16 protein-coding genes are annotated in these 21,671 nt (G+C 58.8%); 9 read left to right on the forward strand and 7 right to left on the reverse strand.

Going from position 1 to position 21,671, the window contains the following annotated elements; translation table 11 throughout:
• Positions 1–63: 63 nt before the first annotated feature.
• Positions 64–1,278 (reverse strand): DUF1559 domain-containing protein, encoded by a 1,215-nt coding sequence (locus RISK_RS11740; RefSeq protein ID WP_449314166.1) that lies wholly within the window; start codon positions 1,276–1,278, stop codon positions 64–66.
• Between the two features lie 320 nt (positions 1,279–1,598).
• On the reverse strand, positions 1,599–1,991 hold the full coding sequence (locus RISK_RS11750) for a response regulator (protein WP_047814486.1): 393 nt from the start codon (positions 1,989–1,991) through the stop codon (positions 1,599–1,601).
• 114 nt (positions 1,992–2,105) lie between these two features.
• Here RISK_RS11750 and RISK_RS11755 point away from each other — a divergent pair, with 114 nt between their 5' ends.
• The 5 genes from RISK_RS11755 to RISK_RS11775 all read left to right on the forward strand — a co-directional run bounded on the left by RISK_RS11755 (position 2,106) and on the right by RISK_RS11775 (position 6,801).
• On the forward strand, positions 2,106–3,140 hold the full coding sequence (locus tag RISK_RS11755) for a YfgM family protein (RefSeq protein WP_047814487.1): 1,035 nt from the start codon (positions 2,106–2,108) through the stop codon (positions 3,138–3,140).
• Positions 3,140–4,141 (forward strand): RluA family pseudouridine synthase, encoded by a 1,002-nt coding sequence (locus RISK_RS11760; RefSeq protein WP_047814488.1) that lies wholly within the window; start codon positions 3,140–3,142, stop codon positions 4,139–4,141. The genes RISK_RS11755 and RISK_RS11760 overlap by 1 nt, the downstream gene beginning before the upstream one ends.
• Before the next feature lie 35 nt (positions 4,142–4,176).
• Positions 4,177–4,983, forward strand: a complete 807-nt coding sequence (locus RISK_RS11765) for a TerC family protein (protein WP_173442650.1) — start codon at positions 4,177–4,179, stop codon at positions 4,981–4,983.
• Positions 4,984–5,193: 210 nt separating this feature from the next.
• A complete protein-coding gene (locus RISK_RS11770) occupies positions 5,194–6,015 on the forward strand; it encodes a hypothetical protein (protein WP_047814538.1) in 822 nt (273 codons plus the stop codon).
• Between the two features lie 9 nt (positions 6,016–6,024).
• Complete coding sequence (locus RISK_RS11775) at positions 6,025–6,801, forward strand: PIG-L deacetylase family protein (RefSeq protein ID WP_047814489.1); 777 nt, start codon at positions 6,025–6,027, stop codon at positions 6,799–6,801.
• A 290-nt stretch (positions 6,802–7,091) separates the two neighbouring features.
• Here RISK_RS11775 and RISK_RS11780 read toward each other — a convergent pair whose 3' ends face one another.
• The 4 genes from RISK_RS11780 to ilvB form a co-directional block, all read right to left on the reverse strand.
• A complete protein-coding gene (locus tag RISK_RS11780; RefSeq protein WP_047814490.1) occupies positions 7,092–8,003 on the reverse strand; it encodes a sugar phosphate isomerase/epimerase family protein in 912 nt (303 codons plus the stop codon).
• Between the two features lie 250 nt (positions 8,004–8,253).
• Positions 8,254–9,171 (reverse strand): serine/threonine protein kinase, encoded by a 918-nt coding sequence (locus RISK_RS11785; RefSeq protein ID WP_047814491.1) that lies wholly within the window; start codon positions 9,169–9,171, stop codon positions 8,254–8,256.
• Between the two features lie 3 nt (positions 9,172–9,174).
• Positions 9,175–10,125 (reverse strand): acetyl-CoA carboxylase, carboxyltransferase subunit beta, encoded by a 951-nt coding sequence (gene accD, locus RISK_RS11790; protein ID WP_047814492.1) that lies wholly within the window; start codon positions 10,123–10,125, stop codon positions 9,175–9,177.
• 8 nt (positions 10,126–10,133) lie between these two features.
• Positions 10,134–11,927 carry a biosynthetic-type acetolactate synthase large subunit gene (ilvB, locus tag RISK_RS11795; RefSeq protein WP_047814493.1) on the reverse strand — a complete coding sequence of 598 codons (1,794 nt, stop codon included), beginning with the start codon at positions 11,925–11,927 and terminating at the stop codon, positions 10,134–10,136.
• A gap of 147 nt (positions 11,928–12,074) precedes the next feature.
• On the opposite strand from ilvB, the gene RISK_RS11800 reads away from it, so the two are divergent.
• Genes RISK_RS11800 through RISK_RS11810 form a run of 3 tightly spaced genes read left to right on the forward strand, consistent with a single transcriptional unit; the run spans position 12,075 to position 16,565 of the window.
• Positions 12,075–12,515 carry a fluoride efflux transporter FluC gene (locus RISK_RS11800; protein ID WP_150122568.1) on the forward strand — a complete coding sequence of 147 codons (441 nt, stop codon included), beginning with the start codon at positions 12,075–12,077 and terminating at the stop codon, positions 12,513–12,515.
• Entirely contained in the window at positions 12,512–15,448 is a 2,937-nt protein-coding gene (locus RISK_RS11805; RefSeq protein ID WP_047814539.1) for a hypothetical protein, read from the forward strand. The genes RISK_RS11800 and RISK_RS11805 overlap by 4 nt, the downstream gene beginning before the upstream one ends.
• A 52-nt stretch (positions 15,449–15,500) precedes the next feature.
• Positions 15,501–16,565, forward strand: coding sequence for a hypothetical protein (locus RISK_RS11810; RefSeq protein WP_236696226.1), 1,065 nt, complete (start codon positions 15,501–15,503; stop codon positions 16,563–16,565).
• 1,422 nt (positions 16,566–17,987) lie between these two features.
• Here the strand turns inward: RISK_RS11810 and RISK_RS11815 are convergent.
• Entirely contained in the window at positions 17,988–19,010 is a 1,023-nt protein-coding gene (locus RISK_RS11815) for a hypothetical protein (protein ID WP_236696227.1), read from the reverse strand.
• 541 nt (positions 19,011–19,551) lie between these two features.
• On the opposite strand from RISK_RS11815, the gene tkt reads away from it, so the two are divergent.
• Positions 19,552–21,603, forward strand: a complete 2,052-nt coding sequence (tkt, locus tag RISK_RS11820; RefSeq protein WP_083434931.1) for a transketolase — start codon at positions 19,552–19,554, stop codon at positions 21,601–21,603.
• The last annotated feature ends 68 nt before the right edge of the window (positions 21,604–21,671 follow it).

Raw genomic sequence — 21,671 nt, forward strand, 5'->3', positions numbered from 1 at the left:
GAGACAACTGTTCTACTCTGATCTGGTGCTCCCTTTGGTCCGACATGGATGCCAGGCCATTGCTCACATCGCGTCGTCTGAAATCGGTTCGCGGCCGCGAGGTGTCATCAGCGATTGCCAAACACGGTGGTCGATCGTTTCCGAAATGAATCGGGTGCCGCCGTCAGCCATGGCTGCGTTGACTCCTTCGATATGTGCCGACGACGGGCGAGCCAAGTCGGCGGCGTTGGTGGAATTCATCTGCATCGTTTCAGTGAGCGCACGTTCCCCGTTGATCCGGTGAATCTCGCGGGGTTGCTTGTTGTTGCTCCAGTCCACCCCGTGCCAAACCATCGTGTTGGTGAACCGGCTGAGTGTGGGGTAAAGCACTTCGTCGGGATGGTTCTCGAAGGTCAGATCCTCATCGTTGACGAATCCCGATCGATGCCAGGAAAGCGCATGAAGCGATTCGGAGAAAAGGACCGTGTTGCCCGCTCCATCGCGAATGTCATCCAATTGAATTGGTTTCGCGATCGGAACGCGGGCCTCTGCGTCGGATCGTTCCAAGCGAGCGGAAACCTGGTTCCCAAGGGCTCCGAATTGTTTGCTCATCGATTCAGCGAACGTGACGGTTTTGGTTGTGCCGTCGGGATGAAAGATGGCGTGTTGGCCCGAGATCATGTCGTTCGGTGGGAAGAAGACACCCGCGTTGGCGACGTAACTGTTGCGTCCGTCGTCTTCACTTTGGGTGGGATCCGTTGGGCACTGCATGATCGCCAGGTTGGGTGCCGCCAGCGGGTGAAAGCCTTGCCCGCTGAATCCGGTGGTGGAACCTTCGGCCTGAGTGAGGATCGGGAAGCGGTCCTCAGTCCAGTGTTCGTAGGTTGGTTGAGCGTCCAGCCAAGGCAGCAGGGCGACTGCCCAGGTTCCGATCTTGCGGTGAGGGGAGAGGTTTTGCGAGTTCGCTTCGGGGGAATCGGCGGAGGGATCAACCAAAGACGAAAGGACCGTTTCAGTTTCGGGATCCCAACCAAAGTGGCCGAACTCCATCGCCCATCCCGGCAGTTGGTCCTTGGCAGCGGAGTACTGGATCGCAGCCAAGCTCAGGTTTTTGATTTGGGTGGAGCATTGGTTTCGGCGACCACTATGTGGTCCGTTGATCGCCGGCAACAGCAGTGCCATCACAATCACGATGCAAATCAAAACCACTGCCACTTCCAGCAGCGTCAGTCCGGATCGATTGCCTGTCATCGTCGCACCTCGCAGTTCAGGGAATTGGGAACAGCGTCTCAGGTGCATTGTAAGCCAGATCAGTCACTGGCGTTCGTAGGCCAGGTTCCACCTGGCGTTGGACTTTGGTGAGCGGTTGTTGGCAGGTCAACACGCTCGAGCAATCGTAGGCCGGACCCAGCGAAGCGTTGTTCCGGCAACCCAGGTCCACATCATCGCGGCCGCAACCACCACGACTGCCGGAGCGGCGTCCCTCCGGTCCTTGGTCCGGCCTACAACTGCTGGACGGCTCGCTTTGTTCCAAAGCATCGGCGCGGTTGCCATGTAAAACATGGCCTACGATCTGAGGCGTCGTAGCCGGATTCGCCGGGATTTGGACGCGAACCCTCTCAATCGGTGGCGTTTTTTGCGAGTCGTTCTTCGATGATGCTGACCAGCTGTCTGGGGCTGAAGGGTTTGCTGACCAGGGAAACCAAGCCGGGGCGTTCGACGATTTTGTCCGGGTCGATTTCAAAGCCCTTGGCCGTGCAGAGGACAATCACTGAAATCGGCGACGTTTCGACCACGCGGCCGATCAGCTCGACTCCACTCAGAGCGGGCATTTCGTGGTCGGTGACCAGAGCATCGAACTTTTCGCTGGACTGAATCATGTCCCAGGCCAGTTGCCCATCTGCGACCGCGGTCACATCCATTCCGGCGCGGTCCAAGGTGAATTGCAGCAAATGTCGCAGGACGGGGTCGTCTTCCGCGATCAAAACCCGTTTTTTTTGTGCAGCATTCATGTTTTTTTGCGTTCATTCATGGGGGTGTGCCGGCCTTGCTTGTCTTGACGTTAAGTTCCGGCGATTTCTATACTTCGGGCTCACGGATTCGAATCCCTTCACCCCTGCGAACGTATGAACAGCGAGCGACGTCACCAGCTGAACGAGAATGAACTTGCCGGAGTCCTCGACAAGTTGAATCACTCGATTGAGCCTTACTCCAAGACAATCGCCTTGGGTGTCGCAGCGTTCTTCGTTGCTGTCTTGGGTTATGGAGTCTATTCCAGTACTCGATCGGACAATCGAAGCGACGCCACGTTGCAGTTGATCGATGCGTCCATCACCGGCGACACAGAGAGTCTAGCGACCATCGCCGCCCAATACCCGAAGACCTCCGCTGCGGCTTGGGCACGTCTTTACCAAGGCGGCCAGCAAATGGGACTCGGGTTCTCATCGTTGTACACCAGCCGAGATGAAGCGGAAACATTGCTCGACGATGCCGTCGACGCTTACAAGCAAGCGATGGAGCTGAGCAACGATGCCATGATCCAATCACGTGCCCATTACGGTCTCGCGCAAATTGCGGAAGCGCGAGGCAACGTGGAAGAGGCAGTGCAGGAATACGAAGCCGCGATGGCGGTGGGCGAATCCGCCGCGATGATCGAAGAAGCCAAGACTCGCGTCGCCTCACTCTCGTCACCTCAAGCGAAGGAATTCTTGGCTTGGTTCCAAGAACAAGACTTCTCGCCAGCGGAACCGAGCATGCCACCGTCGTTGCCAGGAGCCGGTGAACTCCCCGACCTGCCAGACTTGGATTTGCCACCCTTGGATTTCCCAATGGACGATGCGACCGAAGCGGATGCAGAAGTGACGGAGGAAGCTGAGGCAACTGAAGAGCCAGCGATGACCGAAGAAGTTGCTGAAACGGAAGCTGCCGCCGAGGAAGAGGCCGCGGAAGAGGCTGCCTCGGAAGAAGCCGCTGAGCCAGCCGAAGAAATGAAGGAAGAGGCTGCGGCCGAAGAAGCGTCCACTGAGGAAGCTGCCAAAGAAGAAGTTCCGGCAGAAGAAACGGTGGAAGCAGAAACGCCAGCTGAGGAAGCTGCCGCTGAGAAAGCTCCCGCCGCAGAAGAAGCACCCGCTGCCGATGAACCCGCCGTATCCGACGAGTGATGCGCGAATTCGTCGTTCCTGAATCCGCTCATGGGTTTCGAATCGATTTGTTCTTGACCCAGTCCTGCGATGGCTACAGCCGATCGCAAATTCGGGACGCGGTTCAGAACGATGGTGCGGAAGTCGATGGGCGGGTCATTCGTCCCAGCTACAAAATCAAAGCTGGGCAGACGATCCGGTTTCGCGTGCCTCCGCCGGCATCCGACGACACGGTGCCGGAGAACATCCCGCTGGATATTCTCTATGAAGACGATGGTTTGGTCGTCATCAACAAGGCGGCTGGGATGGTCGTGCACCCGGCACGTGGCCACTGGTCAGGGACGCTGACGAGCGCGCTCGCGTTTCGGTTTCAATCGCTATCCGACGTGGGTGGTCCCACTCGTCCAGGCATTGTGCATCGTCTGGATCGAGACACCAGCGGCGTGATCGTCGTTGCCAAGAACAACGCGGTGCACCTGAATTTAGCTGCCCAGTGGCACGACCGATTGGTGCAGAAGGAATACACCGCGATCACATCGGGCCGACTCGATCGAGATCGTGACTGGATTCACGCTTCGATCGGACGTCATCCCTACCAGCGCGACAAACAAGCGATCCGTGAAGACCATTCGACCAGCAAGTCCGCGTCGACGTTCTATGAAGTCGTGGAACGCCATGGCCGCGTGACGCGAGTGGACGTGCGGCCCAAGACGGGGCGCACGCACCAAATTCGAGTTCACCTGGCGCACATCGGCTGCCCGATTCTTTGCGATCGACTGTACGGTGGGCACTCCGAGTTGAGCCGTTCGCAGATTCGCCGGATGGCCGGCATGGAAGTCGCAACGCCTGGTGTGCAGCCGACTTCTGAAGACCAGCAGGTTTTGCTGGGGCGTCAAGCCTTGCACGCCAAAGCATTGACCTTCACCAACCCACAAACCGGGAAAGAAATGACGCTGACCGCGCCCATTCCTCCCGACATGCAAGCCGTTCTTGATCTGCTGTCTTCTGACCCTTCTCATTAATTCTTCTCTCTGCAATTTCCTGGAATCTCGTCGCCATGGCTGAGCTCTTTTCGATCTCCGGTTTGTTCACGCTTGGGATGCTGGTGCTGTTGCAGGCGGTGTTGGGGTTCGACAACTTGCTCTACATCTCCATCGAGAGTCAGCGTGTTGCCGAGGACCAGCAGTCCAAGGTCCGAAAGATCGGCATCGGATTGGCCGTGATCTTGCGAATCGTACTGCTGTTCGTGGTCGTGAGGTTGATCGCGTTGTTAGAAGAGCCCTTTATTGAGTTCCACAATGGCTACATCGACGCTGCCATCTCCGGGCACAGTTTGATTGTTCTGTTCGGTGGTGCGTTCATTCTCTGGACCGCTCTCAAGGAAATCTATCACTTGCTCGCTGAACCCGAACTCGGGCATTCCGAAGACTCAGCGAAGGCCAGTTTTGGCAAAACGATTGGATTGATCGTGATGATGAACTTGGTCTTTTCGTTTGATTCGATTCTCAGCGCGATGGCACTGACCAAGAGCTTTGCAATCATGGCGACCGCGATTGTGATCAGCGGAGCAATGATGATTTTCTTGGCTGACCGGGTGGCAGATTTCTTGAAGAAGAACCGCATGTACGAAGTGCTGGGCCTGTTTGTGTTGTTCATCGTCGGGGTGATGTTGGTCAGTGAAGGCGGTCACCTGGCTCACGTCGCGTTGTTTGGTCATGAAGTCCATGCGATGGCGAAGAGCACGTTCTACTTTGTGTTGGCGATTCTGATCGTGGTCGATGTGGTTCAGGGCAAGTACCAGAAGACGTTGCTTGCACGGCAAGAAGCCGCCAAGGCAAATCTCCCAAAGAAAGTCCAAGCCTAGAGGGTTCGTATGTCCGCGTCCCCGCACCGGCGACCTGCTCCCAAGCGACGTCCCGTCACGGATCTGGAACCTGGCAGAGTTCCACCGCCCAAGGCTGTTCGATCGAAGTCGGCTCAGCCCCCGGTCGCTCCTTCCAGGCCGAAAGGGGCGGCGCCCTCCATTGCTGCAGCCCAGTCGTCGGCCTCGGGGAAGCACTCGTCCGAGCCGGTCGTGGATTCAGCGAAGGTTCCACCAGGAGTCGTTCCGCCTCGCGACCGAGACACATTGTTCGCATTGGCAGAGTTTCTGCAGACGCGGCGGCCGGACCCCCAGCGGATTCCCGTCGTCCAGCGTGAGATTCACGCCGAGGTGTTGGGGCTCAGTCGGACGATCGACCGGCCCAATTTCAAACGGGTTGGACGCGATGACTTGGTGCGTTTGATCCATCTGCTCGACGAAGCTTTCTTCGAAGGCCGCGTGTTGCCAGTCGCGAAGGCGGAAGGTTTGGAGTTTGGGTTTTCGTCTCGGATGACCAGTGCCGCCGGCAAACTTGTGACGCACTATCCCGGCGGCAAACGCGATGGTCCGCGGCGTTTTGAGATGATCCTTTCGTCGACGCTTTTGTTTCAGACATTTGAGGATGTGGATCGGCCTGTCACGGTCACGGGGCGCACGTGTCGCGATCGCTTGGAAGCGATGCAGCGAGTCGCGGAACATGAAATGACACACCTGATCGAGATGTTGATCTGGAACGCGGGCAACTGCAATCAAAAGCGTTTTCAGTCGATCGCCCGCAGCTTCTTTGGGCACACGGATTACCAACACAATTTGATCACCCAGCGTGAGCGGGCCGCGACCAAGTTCAACATTCGCGTTGGCGACCAAGTTGCGTTTCGAGAGGGATCGCGGCGAGTGGTCGGGCGAGTCAATCGCATCACACGCCGTGCAACGGTGCTGGTGAAAGACCCGAAAGGGGAGTTGTTCAGCAACGGGGATCGCTATGTTCGTTACTATGTGCCTCTGGAAAAGTTGAGTCTCGTTTCATCGAAGTAGAGGTCCCTGATGCCGTCTGTTCTTGCTGTTGCCGCGCACCCTGATGACATTGAGTTCTTGTTTGCCGGGACGATGCTGTTGCTGGGCCAGCGTGGCTGGGATCTGCACTACATGAATGTGGCCGATGGTTCTCGCGGCAGCACCACGATGGGACGCGAGGAGTGTGCCGCAACTCGCCTGCAAGAGGGCAAACTCGCCGCCAAGTGTCTCGGGGCAACGTTTTATCCACCGATTTGTGCGGACATGGAAGTTGCCTACACGACCGAGAATGTTCAGAGGGTTGCCGCGGTCGTGCGTCAGTCCAAGGCGTCGATCGTGTTGACACATTCGCCCATTGATTACATGGAAGATCACGAAAACGCCTGTCGGTTGGCGGTCAGTGCCGCGTTCGCCCACGGGATGCCGAACCTGGAAAGCATTCCGCCGACGCCGGTTTACATGGATCCTGTGACGGTCTATCACGCTCAGCCGGTCGGTTGTCGTCAACCAACCGGTGAGCTGGTGACGCCGCATTTTTATGTCGACAACGGATCCGTCGTGGAGCAGAAGGCCGATGCGTTGGCATGTCACGCCAGCCAAAAGCAATGGCTCGACGAGAGCCAAGGCATGGACAGCTACATCGAGTCGATGCGAGACCTGTCACGGATGGTCGGTAAGATGAGCGGGCAGTTTGAGCACGCCGAAGGCTGGCGTCGCCGCGAGCACTGGGGATTCTGTGGCCCCAACGATGATCCGCTGCGAGCCGCGCTGGCCGACCAGATCGCCGAAGGAACCAGGAACCTGTAGCTCGGTGGTTTGCCACGAGGGCACGTGGGGTGTTTGCAATCGGCAATTGCCATTTTGCAATCACCCCGTAGGCCATGTTTTACATGGCAATCATGCCGATGCTTTGGAACAAAGCGAGCCGTCTCCTCGAACGCTTTCGCGAGAGCAGGGTCTGCCGGCGGAGAGCGATCGCCAGGTGGAACCTGGCCTACGCGCGCTGTTCAGTCGAGATGTCGCCAGCCAACCGCGGAGCGGTGACATTCGATCGCGTCGGGTTTCAACCGGACGTCCCCCGCGGTTGCGGAAACACGTTACGAGTTGATGCCGAGTCGTTGCTGAAGCGTTTTTAAATCGGTGGTCATGGCTTCGAGGTGTTGGGGGACCAAGGCTGGATCGCGGTGGTCGAGGTATTCTTCGTGCAGCGAGATCGGGCAGTTCAAGTCGCTGGCTTTCACCGCGTCAAAGAATCTTTGGCTGACCAGTCCATCGCCCAGCGGCACGTTTTCGACGCGGCCATCGACCCACTGATAGTCTTTGACGTATAGCATCCGAACGCGGGGCTGGATCATTCGCCAGGTCACCGGCCAGCTCATGCCGCCTTCGACTTGGGCATGCCGGATGTCATAGACAACGCCCATGTGATCTGGCGCGATGTCCGTGAGGACTCGGTCCAGATCCCAGAGCGAGGCGCCCAGGTAGTTCTCGCCGGCATGGTTTTGATAGAGGGCCTGCACACCAAGTTTTCCGCAGTAGTCTGCCAGCTTTCCGAATCGTTGTTTCCAGTGATCCAGCTGGCTTGCGATGGGTTGTTGATGGTCGTACTTGCCGTATCGCATGCGGAATCGTGAGATGCCCAGGTCGGCTGCGGTTTCCAAGACCGTCGCTCGATGTGAATCGTCCATGTCGCCGATGTCGGTCGTGATCAGCGTGATTTCCAAGCCGTGCTTTTGCATTGCCTTTTGCATCTCGGGCAGTTTCTCAGCGGCTTCCGCGGGGGCCACGTTGCCGCCTTTGCGGACGGTGGCTTCGACACCGTCGTAACCTGCTTCGGCGAGTGCCGAGGCCATGTCGTCAAAGGACATCGAGTTCAGGGGCTTCGTGAAAACGCAGATCGGCCAGCGGTGATCCGCCTTCGGTTCGGCTGCAAGCAGGCTGCGTGTGGAAAGCGATGCCAGGGACGCGGCGGCGAGCGAGCCAGCGAGGAAATCACGGCGGTTGGGCATGATGGATTCCGAGAGAGCGGTGGGGCGTGAGGTGGGGGCGTCACTCTCGCCTTGCGTGCAGGCAAGGGAGGACGGGAGCCAGTTTAACCGAACCGGTGTCTGCCGTTTTCGCGAATGGTGTCATCGCGGGTTGGAAGTGGCGCAGGAGGGTTGGGCGCAGACCGGTCGTGAGGTCGGGCGAGACCAAGGTGTGCGCAGCCGAGGCTTGTGTCGCTCTTCTCGGAGGGGACACAGTGTGCCGAGCGATTCGTTAGCTGACGAACGCGGATTCGAGGCCGCGGGTTTGCGTCAAGAATTCTTTGATCGAAGGCAGTCGATCATCGACATTCGGTTCAATCATCCGCGTGATCACGCGAGCCACTTTGGGGTGGATGTCGTCGCGTCGTTCTAGGATCGGGGTGGAAGTTTCCGTGTCGTGTTGCAGTGCCGCACGTCCGCTGACGATCTCACCTTGCCACGGGTGTTTGAAGGTCAGCAGGCAGTAGAAGGTCACGCCGAGAGAGAACACGTCGACGCGTTGGTCGGTCGCACGTCGACGTACAATTTCGGGGCACATGTACAATGGCGTGCCGGTGCGGTTGCCGGGTGCCATGAACGGTGGTGTGGCGGGAACGGACAATCCAAAGTCGATCAAGCGGACACCCGAGACGGTTTCTTCGCCTTCTTCCGGGGGTGTGCAAATGAAGTTGCGAGGGCAAACGTCGCGGTGGATGAAGCCTTGGTCGTGCACGTAGGCAAGTGACTCGGCCATCTCTCGCATCAACAGCATTTCCTTGCCGTCGATGACATCGCGTTTCTTGCGAACGATGACGTCTTGGATGCCCACGCCGGCGATGTATTCCATCACCAAGATGCGTTGGTTTTTGGCCGTGATGCCGTGTTCGAATGTTTTCACGATCAGCGGATGCTTCATCTGCATCGCGATTTCGCCTTCGGAAGGTTTGTTCAAACCTTTGAAGCGACTTTCGAACAGTTCGTACTTTTCGGGGTCCAGGATTTTAACCCCGACGTTCTCTTTGCGTTCCAGGTCGTAGGCAACAAAGAAGTTGCTCATTGTGCCGGTGGCTGCCGTTCGAGATCGCTCGAATCGTTTCTCCACATCGATCCGCTTCAGCGAACCGCCGCCGCCTTTGGAGAACGCACCTTTGATCGAATCGAGCAGCCCCATCGGTTACTTCCCGCAATAGTCGATGGCGGTGGCAATTTCTGTCTTCAGAGTTTTGCGATGGACGATGCGATCGATGTAGCCGTGCTCCAGCAAGAATTCGCTGGTTTGGAACCCTTCGGGCAGTTCGATGCCGATGGTGGCTTTGATCGTTCGCGGTCCAGCAAAACCGATCAGGGCCTTGGGTTCGGCAAAGACCAGGTCACCGAGCGAGGCGAAGCTGGCGGCAACACCACCCATGGTTGGGTTGGTCAGGACACTGATGAACAGTCCGCCTGCGGAGTGATAGCGAGAAAGAGCGGCGGAGACCTTGGCCATTTGCATCAGCGACAGGATGCCTTCGTGCATTCGGGCCCCACCACCGGAGGCGCTGATGATGATCAGCGCGAGGTTTTGTTCGGTGGCGCGTTCGATCAACCGCGTCAGACGTTCACCGACGACGGATCCCATGCTGCCCATGATGAACGCACTGTCGGTCACCGCGAAGGCGACTCGGCGAGCGCGGATCATGCCGGTGCCGGTCAGGACCGCATCGGTCAAACCGGTGCGTTTCTGCTCGCCGATCAGTCGTTCGGCGTAGGGACGGCGATCGCTGAATTCGAGCGGGTCCGTTGGTCGCAGATGTTCGTTCATCGGTTCGAACGTGCCATCGTCGAGCACCTGAGCGACGCGTTCCCAGGCACTCACGTAAAAGTGGTGATCGCACTGGGGGCAGACGTTCAGGCGTTGCTGGACTTCTTTGTAGAACAGCGACGCGCCGCACGAGTCGCACTTCCGCCACACGCCCTCGGGCACCCCTCGTTTCCGATTGCCGGCCGTGTTGGGCGCGGGGCGGTTGGGGGTGGGAGAGGTTGGCGCTGCGTCGGAGGTTGACGACGTCGCGGCTGAAGACGGTTGCCCGTTGCTGTTAACTGCGCTATCCACTGCGGGATTTTCCACTGCGGTATCCATTTCCACTTTCGGGATCAGTCCAAGAGCATGTCGTCCACGGTCATTCCACCGGGGATCATGGGCAGCACGTGTTCTTGGTAGGGCACTTCGACGTCCAACAAGAAGGGGCCTTTGTGATCAATCATTTCTTGCAAGGCGCCTTCAAGGTCCGCTTTCTTTTTGACCGTGGCGGCTCCGCATCCGTAGCCTTTGGCAATTTGCACAAAGTTCGGGTAACGGTCGCTGGCGTATTCGAAGCGATCTGCGGTGCTCTTGCCCTTGGCTTCTTCGTGATCGATGGGGCCAAGGTAGGTGTGGGCGCGGTTGCGGTCCATGAATCGGTCTTCCCACTGAACCACCATTCCCAGGTGTTGATTGTTCAGCAACAGGACCTTCACCGGCAGTTTTTCGCAGAAACACGTCGCGAGTTCTTGGATGTTCATCTGGAAACTGCCGTCGCCGTCGATGTCGATGACGAGTGCGTCCGGGTGAGCGGCTTGCACACCCATGGCGGCTGGCAATCCGAATCCCATCGTGCCGAGTCCGGAGCTGCTCATCCAAGTCCGAGGCTGGCGGAACTTGAAGAACTGAGCCGCCCACATTTGGTGTTGGCCCACGCCGACGCTGACGTACGTCTCGCGATCAGCGGTGATTTTGCTGAGCGTCGCGATCGCGTGCTGTTGCAGAATTCCGTCGAACGAGTTGTCGTACTTCAGCGGGTACTTGGCTTTCAGGTCGGTGCAGGTCTTCTGCCAAGCTTCGATCTCGGGGGCCTGGACGATTTGGTTCAGTTCCCGAAGCACATCCTTCACGTCGCCGCGAACAGGGATGTGAGCTTGTTTGTTCTTGTTCAGTTCCGACGAATCGATGTCGACGTGAATGATCTTCGCGTCTTTCGCGAACGCTTCCACTTTGCCGGTCACGCGGTCGTCGAAACGCACGCCCAGTGCGATCAGCAAATCGCAATCGCGAACGGCGTAGTTGGCGTAGGCGGCACCGTGCATGCCCAACCAGTCCAGCGAGCGTGGGTCATCGGGCGAAACAGCGCCCAAGCCCATGATGGTGGTCACGGTTGGAATGCCCGTTTTCTTGATCAGTTCACGAAGTTCTTCGCTGGCTTCGCCGGAAACGATCCCGCCACCGGCGTAGATCACAGGGCGACGCGCCAACTTGATGGCCGCAGCCATTTGCTTGATCGTTTCGCTGGCAACCTTGGGTGGTTCGGGGGTGTAACCCGGGAGATCCATTTCTGGATCCATGTCGATTGGGAAGCTTCCCAATTGAACATCTTTGGGCATGTCCACCAAAACGGGGCCGGGACGACCGCTGGTAGCGATGTGGAAGGCTTCCTTCATGATGCGAGGCAAGTCAGCCAAGTCAGTCACGAGGTAGTGGTGTTTGGTGATTCCACGGCAGATTTCGACCATCGGGGTTTCTTGGAACGCGTCGGTTCCGATCGATCCCGTGGGAACTTGCCCGGTGATGCACAGCATCGGGATGCTGTCCAGTTTCGCGTCCGCGATGGCGGTCACCAGGTTGGTGGCCCCAGGGCCGCTGGTCGCCATCACCACGCCGATTTTGCCGGTGCTGCGCGAGTAACCCTGCGCGGCAAACGCACCGCCTTGTTCGTGACGGGGCAGAATCGTGCGAATCGAGTCCCCGTAACGTGTCAGGGCTTGGTGCATCGGCATGCTGCAGCCGCCTGGGTAGGCGAACAAGACTTCGACACCGTGATCGACCAATGATTTGACGAGTACATCGGCTCCATTCATCGGTTGCTGATCGCCTTTCGCGGCGCTGGCGTTGGAAGAGCTCGAAGCGGTACTCATCGGTGGTTGACTACTGGGGACAGAGTGGGATTCGAAAAGAGTCGAAATGGACCTTGCTCCGATCGTGAAAAACTTCCGAAGCTAGGGCCCTCCAACGTAAATTCCTCAGCCCTGACTGGCAATGGTGAAAACGAGGAACTGACCCCAATGAGCTTTGTTTTAGACCTATTCGCGATCGCCCTTGGTGGCTCCATCGGGGCCGTTCTTCGCTACCTGATCGCATTGACGGTGGTTTCTGCCCCGTTAGGCGGATGGTTGACGATGCATGGCAGTGTCGGCACGACGCTTGCAAACTTGCTCGGGTGTTTCGCCTTGGGGGGGCTGTATCAATTTTCTCAGGCGTTGGTGGCCTCCGATTGGGTCGCGACGGGTTGGGCGGCGTCTCTGGCGCAGCCTCGCACGCTCTTGGCCGTTCGGATCGGTGTTTTGGGGAGTTTAACCACCTTCAGCACCCTGATCGGCGAAACCGCTGTGTTTGCCTCGCAGGGACGTATTTTGGCCAGTTCCCTGCTTTTAGGGATCAATGTCATCGCTGGCTGGTGTCTTTTTTGGGCCGCGGTGTCGGTCGTTCGGAACTGGACCTCATGATCGCTTCGGTTGTTTCACTTCCCATTGGCAATTGGGTTCTGCGGTTGTTGCCCCTCCTGGCGGCGCTGCTGGCCGGCTGGATGGCTGCTCCTGCCAGCGGCCAAACCATGCCTGGTTTTTACAATGCGTTCGGCAAGACCGGCACGACGCGTAGTCGCCACGTGGCCTCGACGTCGGAAACGTTTGATTTGCCTGCCACCTACGTTTCGGCTTCGCAATTTGCTGATGACGCCTCGCTGCACGCGGTTTCAGTCTCGCCTGATGGCAAGGTTTTGGTTGCCGTGGGTGATTGGGGCGTGGTCGTTCGGAGTGACGATGCAGGCCAAACCTGGCGAAACTTTGCCTCGGGAGTCGACTTGGCTCTGTGTGATGTTCGGTTTTTGAATGAATCTCGCGTGGTCGCGGTCGGCGGTGGCTACGAGCCTGTCACGGGACTGAGTCGCGGGGTGGCGATTGCCAGCGACGATGCTGGGCGGACTTGGCACCGAGTCGACGCGATGGAAGCGACGAAGTTGCACCGCATGGCCGTTCGAAACAGTTTCGATGCCGAACCGCTGCCCGCTGGTTCCCTGGAGGCAATTGGGGACGACGCGGAAGCTTCGACCGGCAATCGTTTTCACTCCTTCGATGGCGGTTTGACTTGGTTGGAAGACACCGCTCAATCGCCCGAGTCACGCAGCAAGTTGCGTGACTGGTTGCGTCAAGATGTGCTGGTGCAAGACAGCCAATCGGCTCGCCAGACCAAAGGCGAAGGGTGGCGAGTTCGCGTGGATGCTCATGGGCTCATCGAGCGATCGACGGACGACGGACGAACTTGGAACCCTGTCCGCGGTGCCGGACGTGCGCCTGCGGTGATGTTTGTGGCGGCTTCGGAACAGACCGTGCCATGGGCGTTGATCGGTCGCGAAACATTGGAAATGAAACGACGTGTCGTCGTCGTGCTGGATTCTGCGAATCCCGCTAGCGCACAAACCGTCGGCAGGCTGGGCCGGGTGCGGCACGCCGCCATGCGACTGGGAGTTGCCAAAGCGGTTTGGTGCAGCAGTCCAACATCGGATCGGCAGCCTTCCGTGGATTTGCTGCAGCAGCATCAGCCCGCGGTGGTGGTGCTGGACGCGAATTTGCCGGAGGCGACGCGAAAGGCTTGGGTCAGTGCGACGCTGGAGGATTCCAACTTTCCATTGACTGCGTCATTGACACGCAAGCAGCCTCGGCGTGTTTACGCCAGCGAGTTGCTGGCTGGCGCCGTCGTCAGTTCATCCCGCAGCGTTGCCCTTCGCAGCGATGCGCTGTTGTCGGGGCGAGCCGTGTTGGCGGGCGATTTGGCATTGGATGCGATGATGGTGGTTGCCCCAGGAACGGCGGTGCCCGAGAGCGTGGTGGTTTCGCCCATGCCTGGAACCGCGACAGAGCTTCGGCGGGATCTGTCACTGACCGGCGGGTTGGTGCTGGCGGCTGGTCAACAGTTTGGCTCCGGTGTGACCGATCAAGCTTCACGGCGACGCTTGCAAATCGCGACCGCCAGGATGAGCCAGTTGTCGCGTTTGAAAGAGTTGCTCCACGACCCGGGACTCCGTTCCAAGGAACTGGCTGACACGCTGGAGGTCCTCTTGCCTCGGACGGCTTCGGAGGATCGGACGCGGATGCTGTGGTGGTTGTGGATTCAAACTCGGCACGCAGCGCAACTCGCCAGTTCAGAGGGGAATTGGCAGCACGCTCGATCCTTGACGACGTGCGAAGACATTTTGCTGCGGACGATCGTCGATGCCGCACCCGTGGACTCCGTGCGGCGCTGGGCGGACTGCATGTTGCAAGCCCGGCAAGAAAGCTTTGAACGTTCGGTGGTCTCGATGTCACCGAGCCAGCCTGGTTGGCTGGCGTCGAAGGCCGGCGGTTCGCACCCCGGTTGGGGCGACAAAGGATCTGCTAACCGCGATGGCGGCACCCGGGCAGGGGACGGTTTCGGGAACGCGGGCGGTCAGCAGGACGCAGTGCAATCGGGAATGCATTGGCAAACGCAATCGTTGTCGCCCTTTGCGGTGAAGCCGGTGGCGTATGAATCGACTTCGTCTGCGATCAACTCGCGTTCGTCCGCTGGCGGAATGGCTCGCGCCGGTTCGCTGAATCCACTGGCATCTGGAGCACTGGAGAGTTCGTTGCCAACCTTGTCACCGATGAGCCAGCGAACCAATTGGGAATACCATCCCGTTGTGATGGCGGCTCGACGCATCTCGGGCGTGGGCGTGGAAGCGGGGGATGGTCCCTCGGAAGAAGAATCAACTGCTTCCTCGCGATCGCAAACCCGGAAATCCAACGCGTTGCCTCGCGTTGCCTCGCGACCAAGATTGGATTGCGAGTTGGACGATGCTTGCTGGACTGATCTGCGTTGGCAGCGCACCGACGATCTCATGTTCGCTTGCGTGACAGACCGGGAGTACTTGTACGTCGCGGTCGTTGACTCAGGGAACTCCGGTGGCACGGGGGCTGAGTCCGGTCGGCCCCAGGCATTGGAGTTGTGGATCGATGGCGATGGCGATTTGATGTCCTCATTTCGTTTCTGGTGTGACTCGCGAGGCAACCGTCACGCTTCGGTGGACGGGTCGGTGCGATGGCAACCGAACTGGTACGCCGCACTGAGTGGATGGAGCGAGAGCGAATCGAGCGACGAGGTTGCTTCCGAGTCGTCTTTCAGCCGAGGCCCGCGGGTGTTGGCGGAAATTGCGATCCCGTTGGTCGAGATTTTGCCACGTGCGGATTCTTGGTCGCGGTTTTCAGAACAATTTGGTGTCCGTGTGCGTTCGTCGCCGGCGGGGGATTCCGCGGATTCAACGCCAGGCCATTCGCCAATCGGCGACGCCGGGCGATTGGCCTCTGATTTTCAAGCGTTGCCCAATCCGCAACACTGGCGATTCTTTCCCATGCCTGGCGAGTGATCGATTCTGGTGAGTCGCGGCATGCGAACGCCCTGATCCTTTGAGTTCGGTTTTGTCTGACACTGCCCCTGAAACTGATTCCGCCGACGAACCCATTCGGTCGTACACCCGGCCGCCCGAGCAGCCCTTGTTCGATCGCGTTCGGACGTGGACGGACGTCATGCCTTGGCTGCGATTGGTTCGCGTGGCCAGGTTGGCTGGCGCGCCGGTTTGGTTGGTCGTCGTCGCGACCGTGGATTTGATCTGGCGGATTGGGCTGGAACGAATGATTGGTCGTTCGGCCGGTGGATCTCTGGCGGCGGACGGATGGCAAACGTCCACGACCCTAGGAGATTTGATTTGGACTGGACCTTGGGTTCGTCCGGTCCCAGCCCCGTGGATGGATGGCGTGCCGTTGTTCATGCTCCACTGGGCGGCAGTGCTGTGGACGTTTGTTTGGTGGACACCCGTCGCGATGGTGTTGTTGCGATTGGGGATTCTGCTGACCGCCGGGCGTGATTTGCCAGGGTTTGTGGAGACCTGGAAGATCATTGGCACACGCTGGAAGTCGGCCCTGTTGATCAGCGTGTTGCCGGCCGTGTGTGCTTTGCCGCTGGTGTTGTTTCTGGTGTTGGCTGATGGTTTGGCAACCGGCGAGCAACCTCATCTGGTCTGGAGTTTCTTGCTCGCACCACTGGCGATTCCCGCCGCCTTGATTGTCGGGTTGTTGATGGCGGGGGCAAAGGCGGCGATTCCCTTCGGGTTGGCGGCACTGGTCAGCCAAGAGAAGGTGGATGCGATGGATTGCCTGAGCCGAGGCTACGAGGTCACGTTCCGCCGTTTGCCTCAGTTCGTTCTGTTGTTGGTGCCAGCGGGTGTGGTGCTGGCGATCGTGGTGGGTGGCTGGCAGTTGGTCGGTTTGACCGCGATCTCCACGATGCGGAATCCGGTTTGGACCGCACTCCTTTCGCGTTTCCCAATCATCGTTGGAATCACCGTCGGCTGGGCGATGGTCGGCGGCGTGTACTTGCTGCTCCGCCAGTCCGCTGGCGGGCAAGAAGTGGAGGACGTCTGGGACGGCCCGAAAGCGAAGCCATTGAAGATCCCATCCGTCAAACGCGACGCAAAGCCAGAGTAGAACAGTTGTCCCCCACTGTTTGCGTGCTGGCGTGGAATCGTTGAGCGGCCGGGCGCGATCGCGGGTGAAGCTTGACGCAGAGGCGGTGAGTCGCGGAGACGCAGAGGAGTTGGTTGTCTCGGATGCTAGCTCGCTTCGGACCCAGCCTTTTGCCTGAGTCAGAGTAGAACAGTTGTCCTCAACTGTTTGCGTGCTGGCGTGGAATCGTCGAGCCGTCTGACGCGAGCGCGGGTGAAGCTTGACGCAGAGGCGGTGAGTCGCAGAGACGCAGAGGAGTTGGTTGTCTCGGATGCCAGCTCGGTTCGGACCCAGGTTTTTGCTTGAGTCAGAGTCGAACAGTTGTCCCCAACTGTTTGCGTGCTGGTGCGGAATCGTCGAGCTGTCTGGCGCGATCGTGGGCGAAGCTTGACGCAGAGGCGGTGAGTCGCGGAGACGCAGAGGAGTTGGTTGTCTCGGATGCCAGCTCGGTTCGGACTCAGATTTTTGCTTGAGTCAGAGTAGAACAGTTGTCCCCAACTGTTTGCGTGCTGGTGTGGAATCGTTGAGCTGCCTGACGCGAGCGCGGGTGAAGCTTGACGCAGAGGCGGTGGGTCGCGGAGACGCAGAGGAGTTGGTTGTCTCGGATGCTAGCTCGGTTCGGACCCAGCCTTTTGCCTGAGTCAGAGTCGAACAGTTGTCCCCAACTGTTTGCGTGCTGGCGTGGAATCGTCGAGCCGTCTGACGCGATCGCGGGCGAAGCTTGACGCAGAGGCGGTGGGTCGCGGAGACGCAGAGGAGTTGGTTGTCTCGGATGCTAGCTCGCTTCGGACCCAGCCTTTTGCTTGAGTCAGAGTAGAACAGTTGTCCCCAACTGTTTGCGTGCTGGTGCGGAATCGTCGAGCCGTCTGGCGCGATCGCGGGCGAAGCTTGACGCAGAGGCGGTGGGTCGCGGAGACGCAGAGGAGTTGGTTGTCTCGGATGCCAGCTCGCTTCGGACCCAGCCTTTTGCCTGAGTCAGAGTCGAACAGTTGTCCCCCACTGTTTGCGTGCTGGTGTGGAATCGTCGAGCTGTCTGACGCGATCGCGGGTGAAGCTTGACGCAGAGGCGGTGAGTCGCGGAGACGCAGAGGAGTTGTTTGTCTCGGATGCCAGCTCGGTTCGGACCCAGGTTTTTGCTTGAGTCAGAGTAGAACAGTTGTCCTCAACTGTTTGCGTGCTGGCGTGGAATCGTCGAGCCGTCTAGCGCGATCGCGGGTGAAGCTTGACGCAGAGGCGGTGAGTCGCGGGGACGCAGAGGAGTTTGCTGCACGGCCTCACAGGTTACGATCTCGCCGCAACCTGTAGCTTGCTGGGGCCCCCAGCAAGCCGAGCGCGAACCCGCAGCCCAGCAGTCTCCCGCCAAGCAGAGCATGAACTCACGGTGGGGACCACCGTGCTACAGGTTCAGAACATGCCGCCGGTTTGTTGTGGCGTGTTAGGAGCATTCTGGCTGCTGCCGTTTGTGTTTCCGCCTCCCTCAGCGGCCTGAAGGCATGTCCCACAGAAATAGCCCGAATCAATAGCGCCAAAAGAATCTTGGAATGGCACGGACTTGGTTGGCACATCCTCGCCAACCGTTCCGGCTCGGAGGGCATCGAAGAGGGCTTCGATTTTCAAGTGAGTTGCGAACGTGGTCGAAATCAGGATGCCTGGCCGATTGGATCCGCCGGTTGGCAAGGGTGCCATGGTGCCCATTCCACCGAGCGTTTCCCAGCTCTCTGGGTCGATGGAAGTTTGAATCAATTGCATGGCTTCGGAAATCGATTTGGTCAGCCCGGTCGCCTCCAGATAGTGAATTCGATGGAGAGGACGTTCCTCGGCAGCCGTGACCGTCGTCACGACCCACACGTTGTCCTCGAATTGGAAGGTCATATTCTGATCGCGAAGCATTCGATTCATGACCGAACGGAAGCTTGTTTCCTTGGCATGAATATTCACTGGGATGTCGGCTGACAGGCCTTCGCCTTCCATCGCGAAAACGTCAAGCACGATGCGGTGATGAAGCTGTTCTTGCAGAGACGCGACCGCCTCGTCCAAGGGCATGTCGTCGGACTCAATCGAGACCGTTTGGTTCAGGTCGGATTCCATCGTCTCAACGGTCTTGGCAGAGATCCCCGCCCAGCGATCTGTTGCGATGCCAGCCCGAGCCAGTTTCGTGAAATCAGCGGTGATCACCAGGCCGTCCGAGGTCAGCTTGGCGGCCAGGTTCAGTGGAGCCAGAGCTCGCTTCAAAGCAACCTGCAACGGGATCTCCGCCGCTCGCACTTGGACGACCGCGGCGGACGGGTCGACTTTCGCGATTCGCATCGCGGCTTGGTCGAGTGTGCAGGGGACACCCAGTTCTTCTTGGATCAATCGAGGCAATTCGCTGAGTTTGCGTTCGGTGTCGATTTGCACTCGCTGATGGAATTGATGCTGAAGGAACATTGCCCACTCCCGAGCTTTCTGTTCGTGGGACGGGGGGCCTTGGGGCGGGGCGTGTTGTTGGGACGGGCCGCGGTACTGAGGTGGGCTCGAGTACTGAGGTGAGCGCGGAGGTTGAGATGGGGGGGACTGTTGAGCGTTATCCCGTGGCGAAGCGTAGGCCCGTGGGGGCTGATTGGGGACCGGTTGATGGGGCGAATCAGGGTACTCAGGGGTGGGGGCTTGGTAGCGGGGCGAAGTTTGGGCGCGGTTGGGGCCTTCGAATTGGGGGCCCTGAAACGCCGGTGGTTGCGCGTTCGTGATTCCGAACTGGCAAGTCACCAGGGCAGCCACGAGCGTGCCGACTGCCTTCATCCTGTTTCGCTGTTTCATCGTCTTCCACCTGCAAATTGGGGCCGGTTTCGTCCAGAGATGCCAGAGTTTATCAGGCACAATCGGGGGGTGGGGCGATTTGGTGGTCTGTTTCACCCCGGGGCTTTCGTGGTTCGGGCCCCGCCGGTACGCTTTCGGGGTCTGAAATTTTGCTCCTCCAACCATCTCGCGCGTGCCGATGACTGCCACCACCACTGACATTCAAACCCTCGCCATCGACACCATCCGCTGCCTCAGCATGGATGCCGTTCAAACCGCCAACAGTGGTCACCCTGGCACGCCGATGGCGTTGGCCCCCATCGCGTACCAACTGTTCCAAAACACGATGAATTACGACCCTGCCAAGCCTCACTGGCCGGGCCGGGATCGATTCGTGTTGTCGTGTGGTCACGCCAGCATGCTGCTCTACAGCACGCTGCATCTGATCGGCGTTGAAGCGACCGACCGTTACGGCAAACCCACCGGTGGCGAATCGATCTCGTTGGAAGACATCAAGAATTTCCGCCAAATCGGCAGCGTTTGTGCCGGTCACCCCGAATTCGCCGAAGCCGCCGGCATCGAAACCACGACCGGACCGCTCGGTGCCGGCGTCAGCAACAGCGTCGGAATGGCAATGGCCGAAAAGTGGTTGGCTGCCAACTACAACACCGACGATTTGACCCTGTTCAACTACAACACCTACGCCATCTGCAGCGACGGCGACTTGATGGAAGGCATCGCGACCGAAGCCGCTTCCATTGCCGGTCACTTGAAACTCGACAACCTGTGCTGGTTGTACGACGACAACAACATCACCATTGAAGGTGACACCGAACTTGCCTTCAGCGAAGACATGGGCAAGAAGTTCGAAGGCCTCGGATGGAACGTCCTGCAAGTGGACGACGCCAACGATGTGGACGCGCTGGGCAAAGCGATCGCGAAATTCCAAGCCTGCGGCGACAAGCCCACGTTGATCGTGGTGAAGTCGATCATCGGCTACGGTGCACCCAACAAGCAAAACACGCACGGCGCTCACGGTGCCCCTCTGGGTTGGGACGAAGTCGCCCTGGCCAAGAAGTCCTACGGTTTGCCCGAAGACGAGAAATTCTACATCCCTGCAGGTGTCAAAGAGCACTTCAGCGAAGGCGTTGGCAAACGTGGTGCAACTGCATCGAGCCAGTGGGAAGACGTTTGGACCAAGTACGAAGCGGCTGAGCCAGCCAAGGCAGCCGAACTGAAAGCCATGTTCGCTGGCGAATTGCCGGAAGGTTGGGACAAAGACATTCCTGTCTTCGAAGCGGACGCCAAAGGCGACGCGACTCGTAACAGCAGCGGCAAAGTCCTCAACGCGATCGCCAAGAACGTTCCCTTCATGATCGGCGGAAGTGCTGACTTGGCACCGTCGAACAAATCGGACTTGAAGTTCGAAGGTGCCGGCGAATTCTTGCCGCGTCAATACAAGGGCCGCAACCTGCACTTCGGGATTCGCGAGCACGCGATGTCCGGAATCGCCAACGGTTTGTGCTTGTCCGGTTTGCGTGGATACGCCGCGACGTTCTTCGTCTTCACCGATTACATGCGTGGTGGAATGCGGTTGTCCAGCATCATGCATCAACCGACCATGTACATCCTGACGCACGATTCCATCGGCGTCGGCGAAGACGGACCGACTCACCAACCGGTCGAACACCTGACCGCTTGCCGTGCGATCCCCGGTTTGAACGTTTTCCGTCCGGGTGATTCCAACGAAGTCGCTGAATGCTATCGCACCGCGATGGGGATCAACGATCACCCCAGTGCGTTCGTTCTGTCGCGTCAAAACATGCCTACCCTGGATCGCAGCAAGTACGCCGCGGCCTCCGGATGTGCTCGTGGTGGTTACATCTTGAGCGACTGCGAAGGCACGCCCGACGTGATCCTGATGGGCAGTGGCAGCGAACTTTACATGGCCGTTGACGCGGCTGAAACATTGACCGCTCAAGGCAAAAAGGTTCGCGTGGTCAGCATGCCTTGCATGGACATCTTCGCTCAGCAAGACGCCGCCTACATCAACGAAGTCTTGCCATCCGAAGTCACCAACCGCGTTGCGATCGAAGCTGGCATCCAAATGTGCTGGGACCGTTGGATTGGCTTGCAAGGCAAATTCGTCGGCATGCACTCCTTTGGTGCCAGTGGCCCATTCGATGCCGTTTACGAGCAGTTCGGCATCAATGCCGATGCGGTTGTCAAAGCGGCTCTTTCCTGAGTCTCAACGTGTTTGCCGGTCACGGATTCGCTCGCATGTGAATCCGTTGACCGTTAACGAATGCGAGA

The sequence above is a fragment of the Rhodopirellula islandica genome, from assembly GCF_001027925.1.
Taxonomy (GTDB): domain Bacteria; phylum Planctomycetota; class Planctomycetia; order Pirellulales; family Pirellulaceae; genus Rhodopirellula; species Rhodopirellula islandica.

What these genes read in the sequence shown, in the direction of transcription:
- RISK_RS11785 (WP_047814491.1), bottom strand. Translation starts at nt 9,171, where the DNA reads ATGGGGCTGCTCGATTCGATCAAAGGTGCGTTCTCCAAAGGCGGCGGC.
- RISK_RS11815 (WP_236696227.1), bottom strand. Translation starts at nt 19,010, where the DNA reads ATGTTCCTTCAGCATCAATTCCATCAGCGAGTGCAAATCGACACCGAA.
- RISK_RS11765 (WP_173442650.1), top strand. Translation starts at nt 4,177, where the DNA reads ATGGCTGAGCTCTTTTCGATCTCCGGTTTGTTCACGCTTGGGATGCTG.
- RISK_RS11775 (WP_047814489.1), top strand. Translation starts at nt 6,025, where the DNA reads ATGCCGTCTGTTCTTGCTGTTGCCGCGCACCCTGATGACATTGAGTTC.
- RISK_RS11760 (WP_047814488.1), top strand. Translation starts at nt 3,140, where the DNA reads ATGCGCGAATTCGTCGTTCCTGAATCCGCTCATGGGTTTCGAATCGAT.
- RISK_RS11755 (WP_047814487.1), top strand. Translation starts at nt 2,106, where the DNA reads ATGAACAGCGAGCGACGTCACCAGCTGAACGAGAATGAACTTGCCGGA.
- RISK_RS11780 (WP_047814490.1), bottom strand. Translation starts at nt 8,003, where the DNA reads ATGCCCAACCGCCGTGATTTCCTCGCTGGCTCGCTCGCCGCCGCGTCC.
- ilvB (WP_047814493.1), bottom strand. Translation starts at nt 11,927, where the DNA reads ATGAGTACCGCTTCGAGCTCTTCCAACGCCAGCGCCGCGAAAGGCGAT.
- RISK_RS11740 (WP_449314166.1), bottom strand. Translation starts at nt 1,278, where the DNA reads ATGCACCTGAGACGCTGTTCCCAATTCCCTGAACTGCGAGGTGCGACG.
- RISK_RS11805 (WP_047814539.1), top strand. Translation starts at nt 12,512, where the DNA reads ATGATCGCTTCGGTTGTTTCACTTCCCATTGGCAATTGGGTTCTGCGG.
- RISK_RS11800 (WP_150122568.1), top strand. Translation starts at nt 12,075, where the DNA reads ATGAGCTTTGTTTTAGACCTATTCGCGATCGCCCTTGGTGGCTCCATC.
- RISK_RS11750 (WP_047814486.1), bottom strand. Translation starts at nt 1,991, where the DNA reads ATGAATGCTGCACAAAAAAAACGGGTTTTGATCGCGGAAGACGACCCC.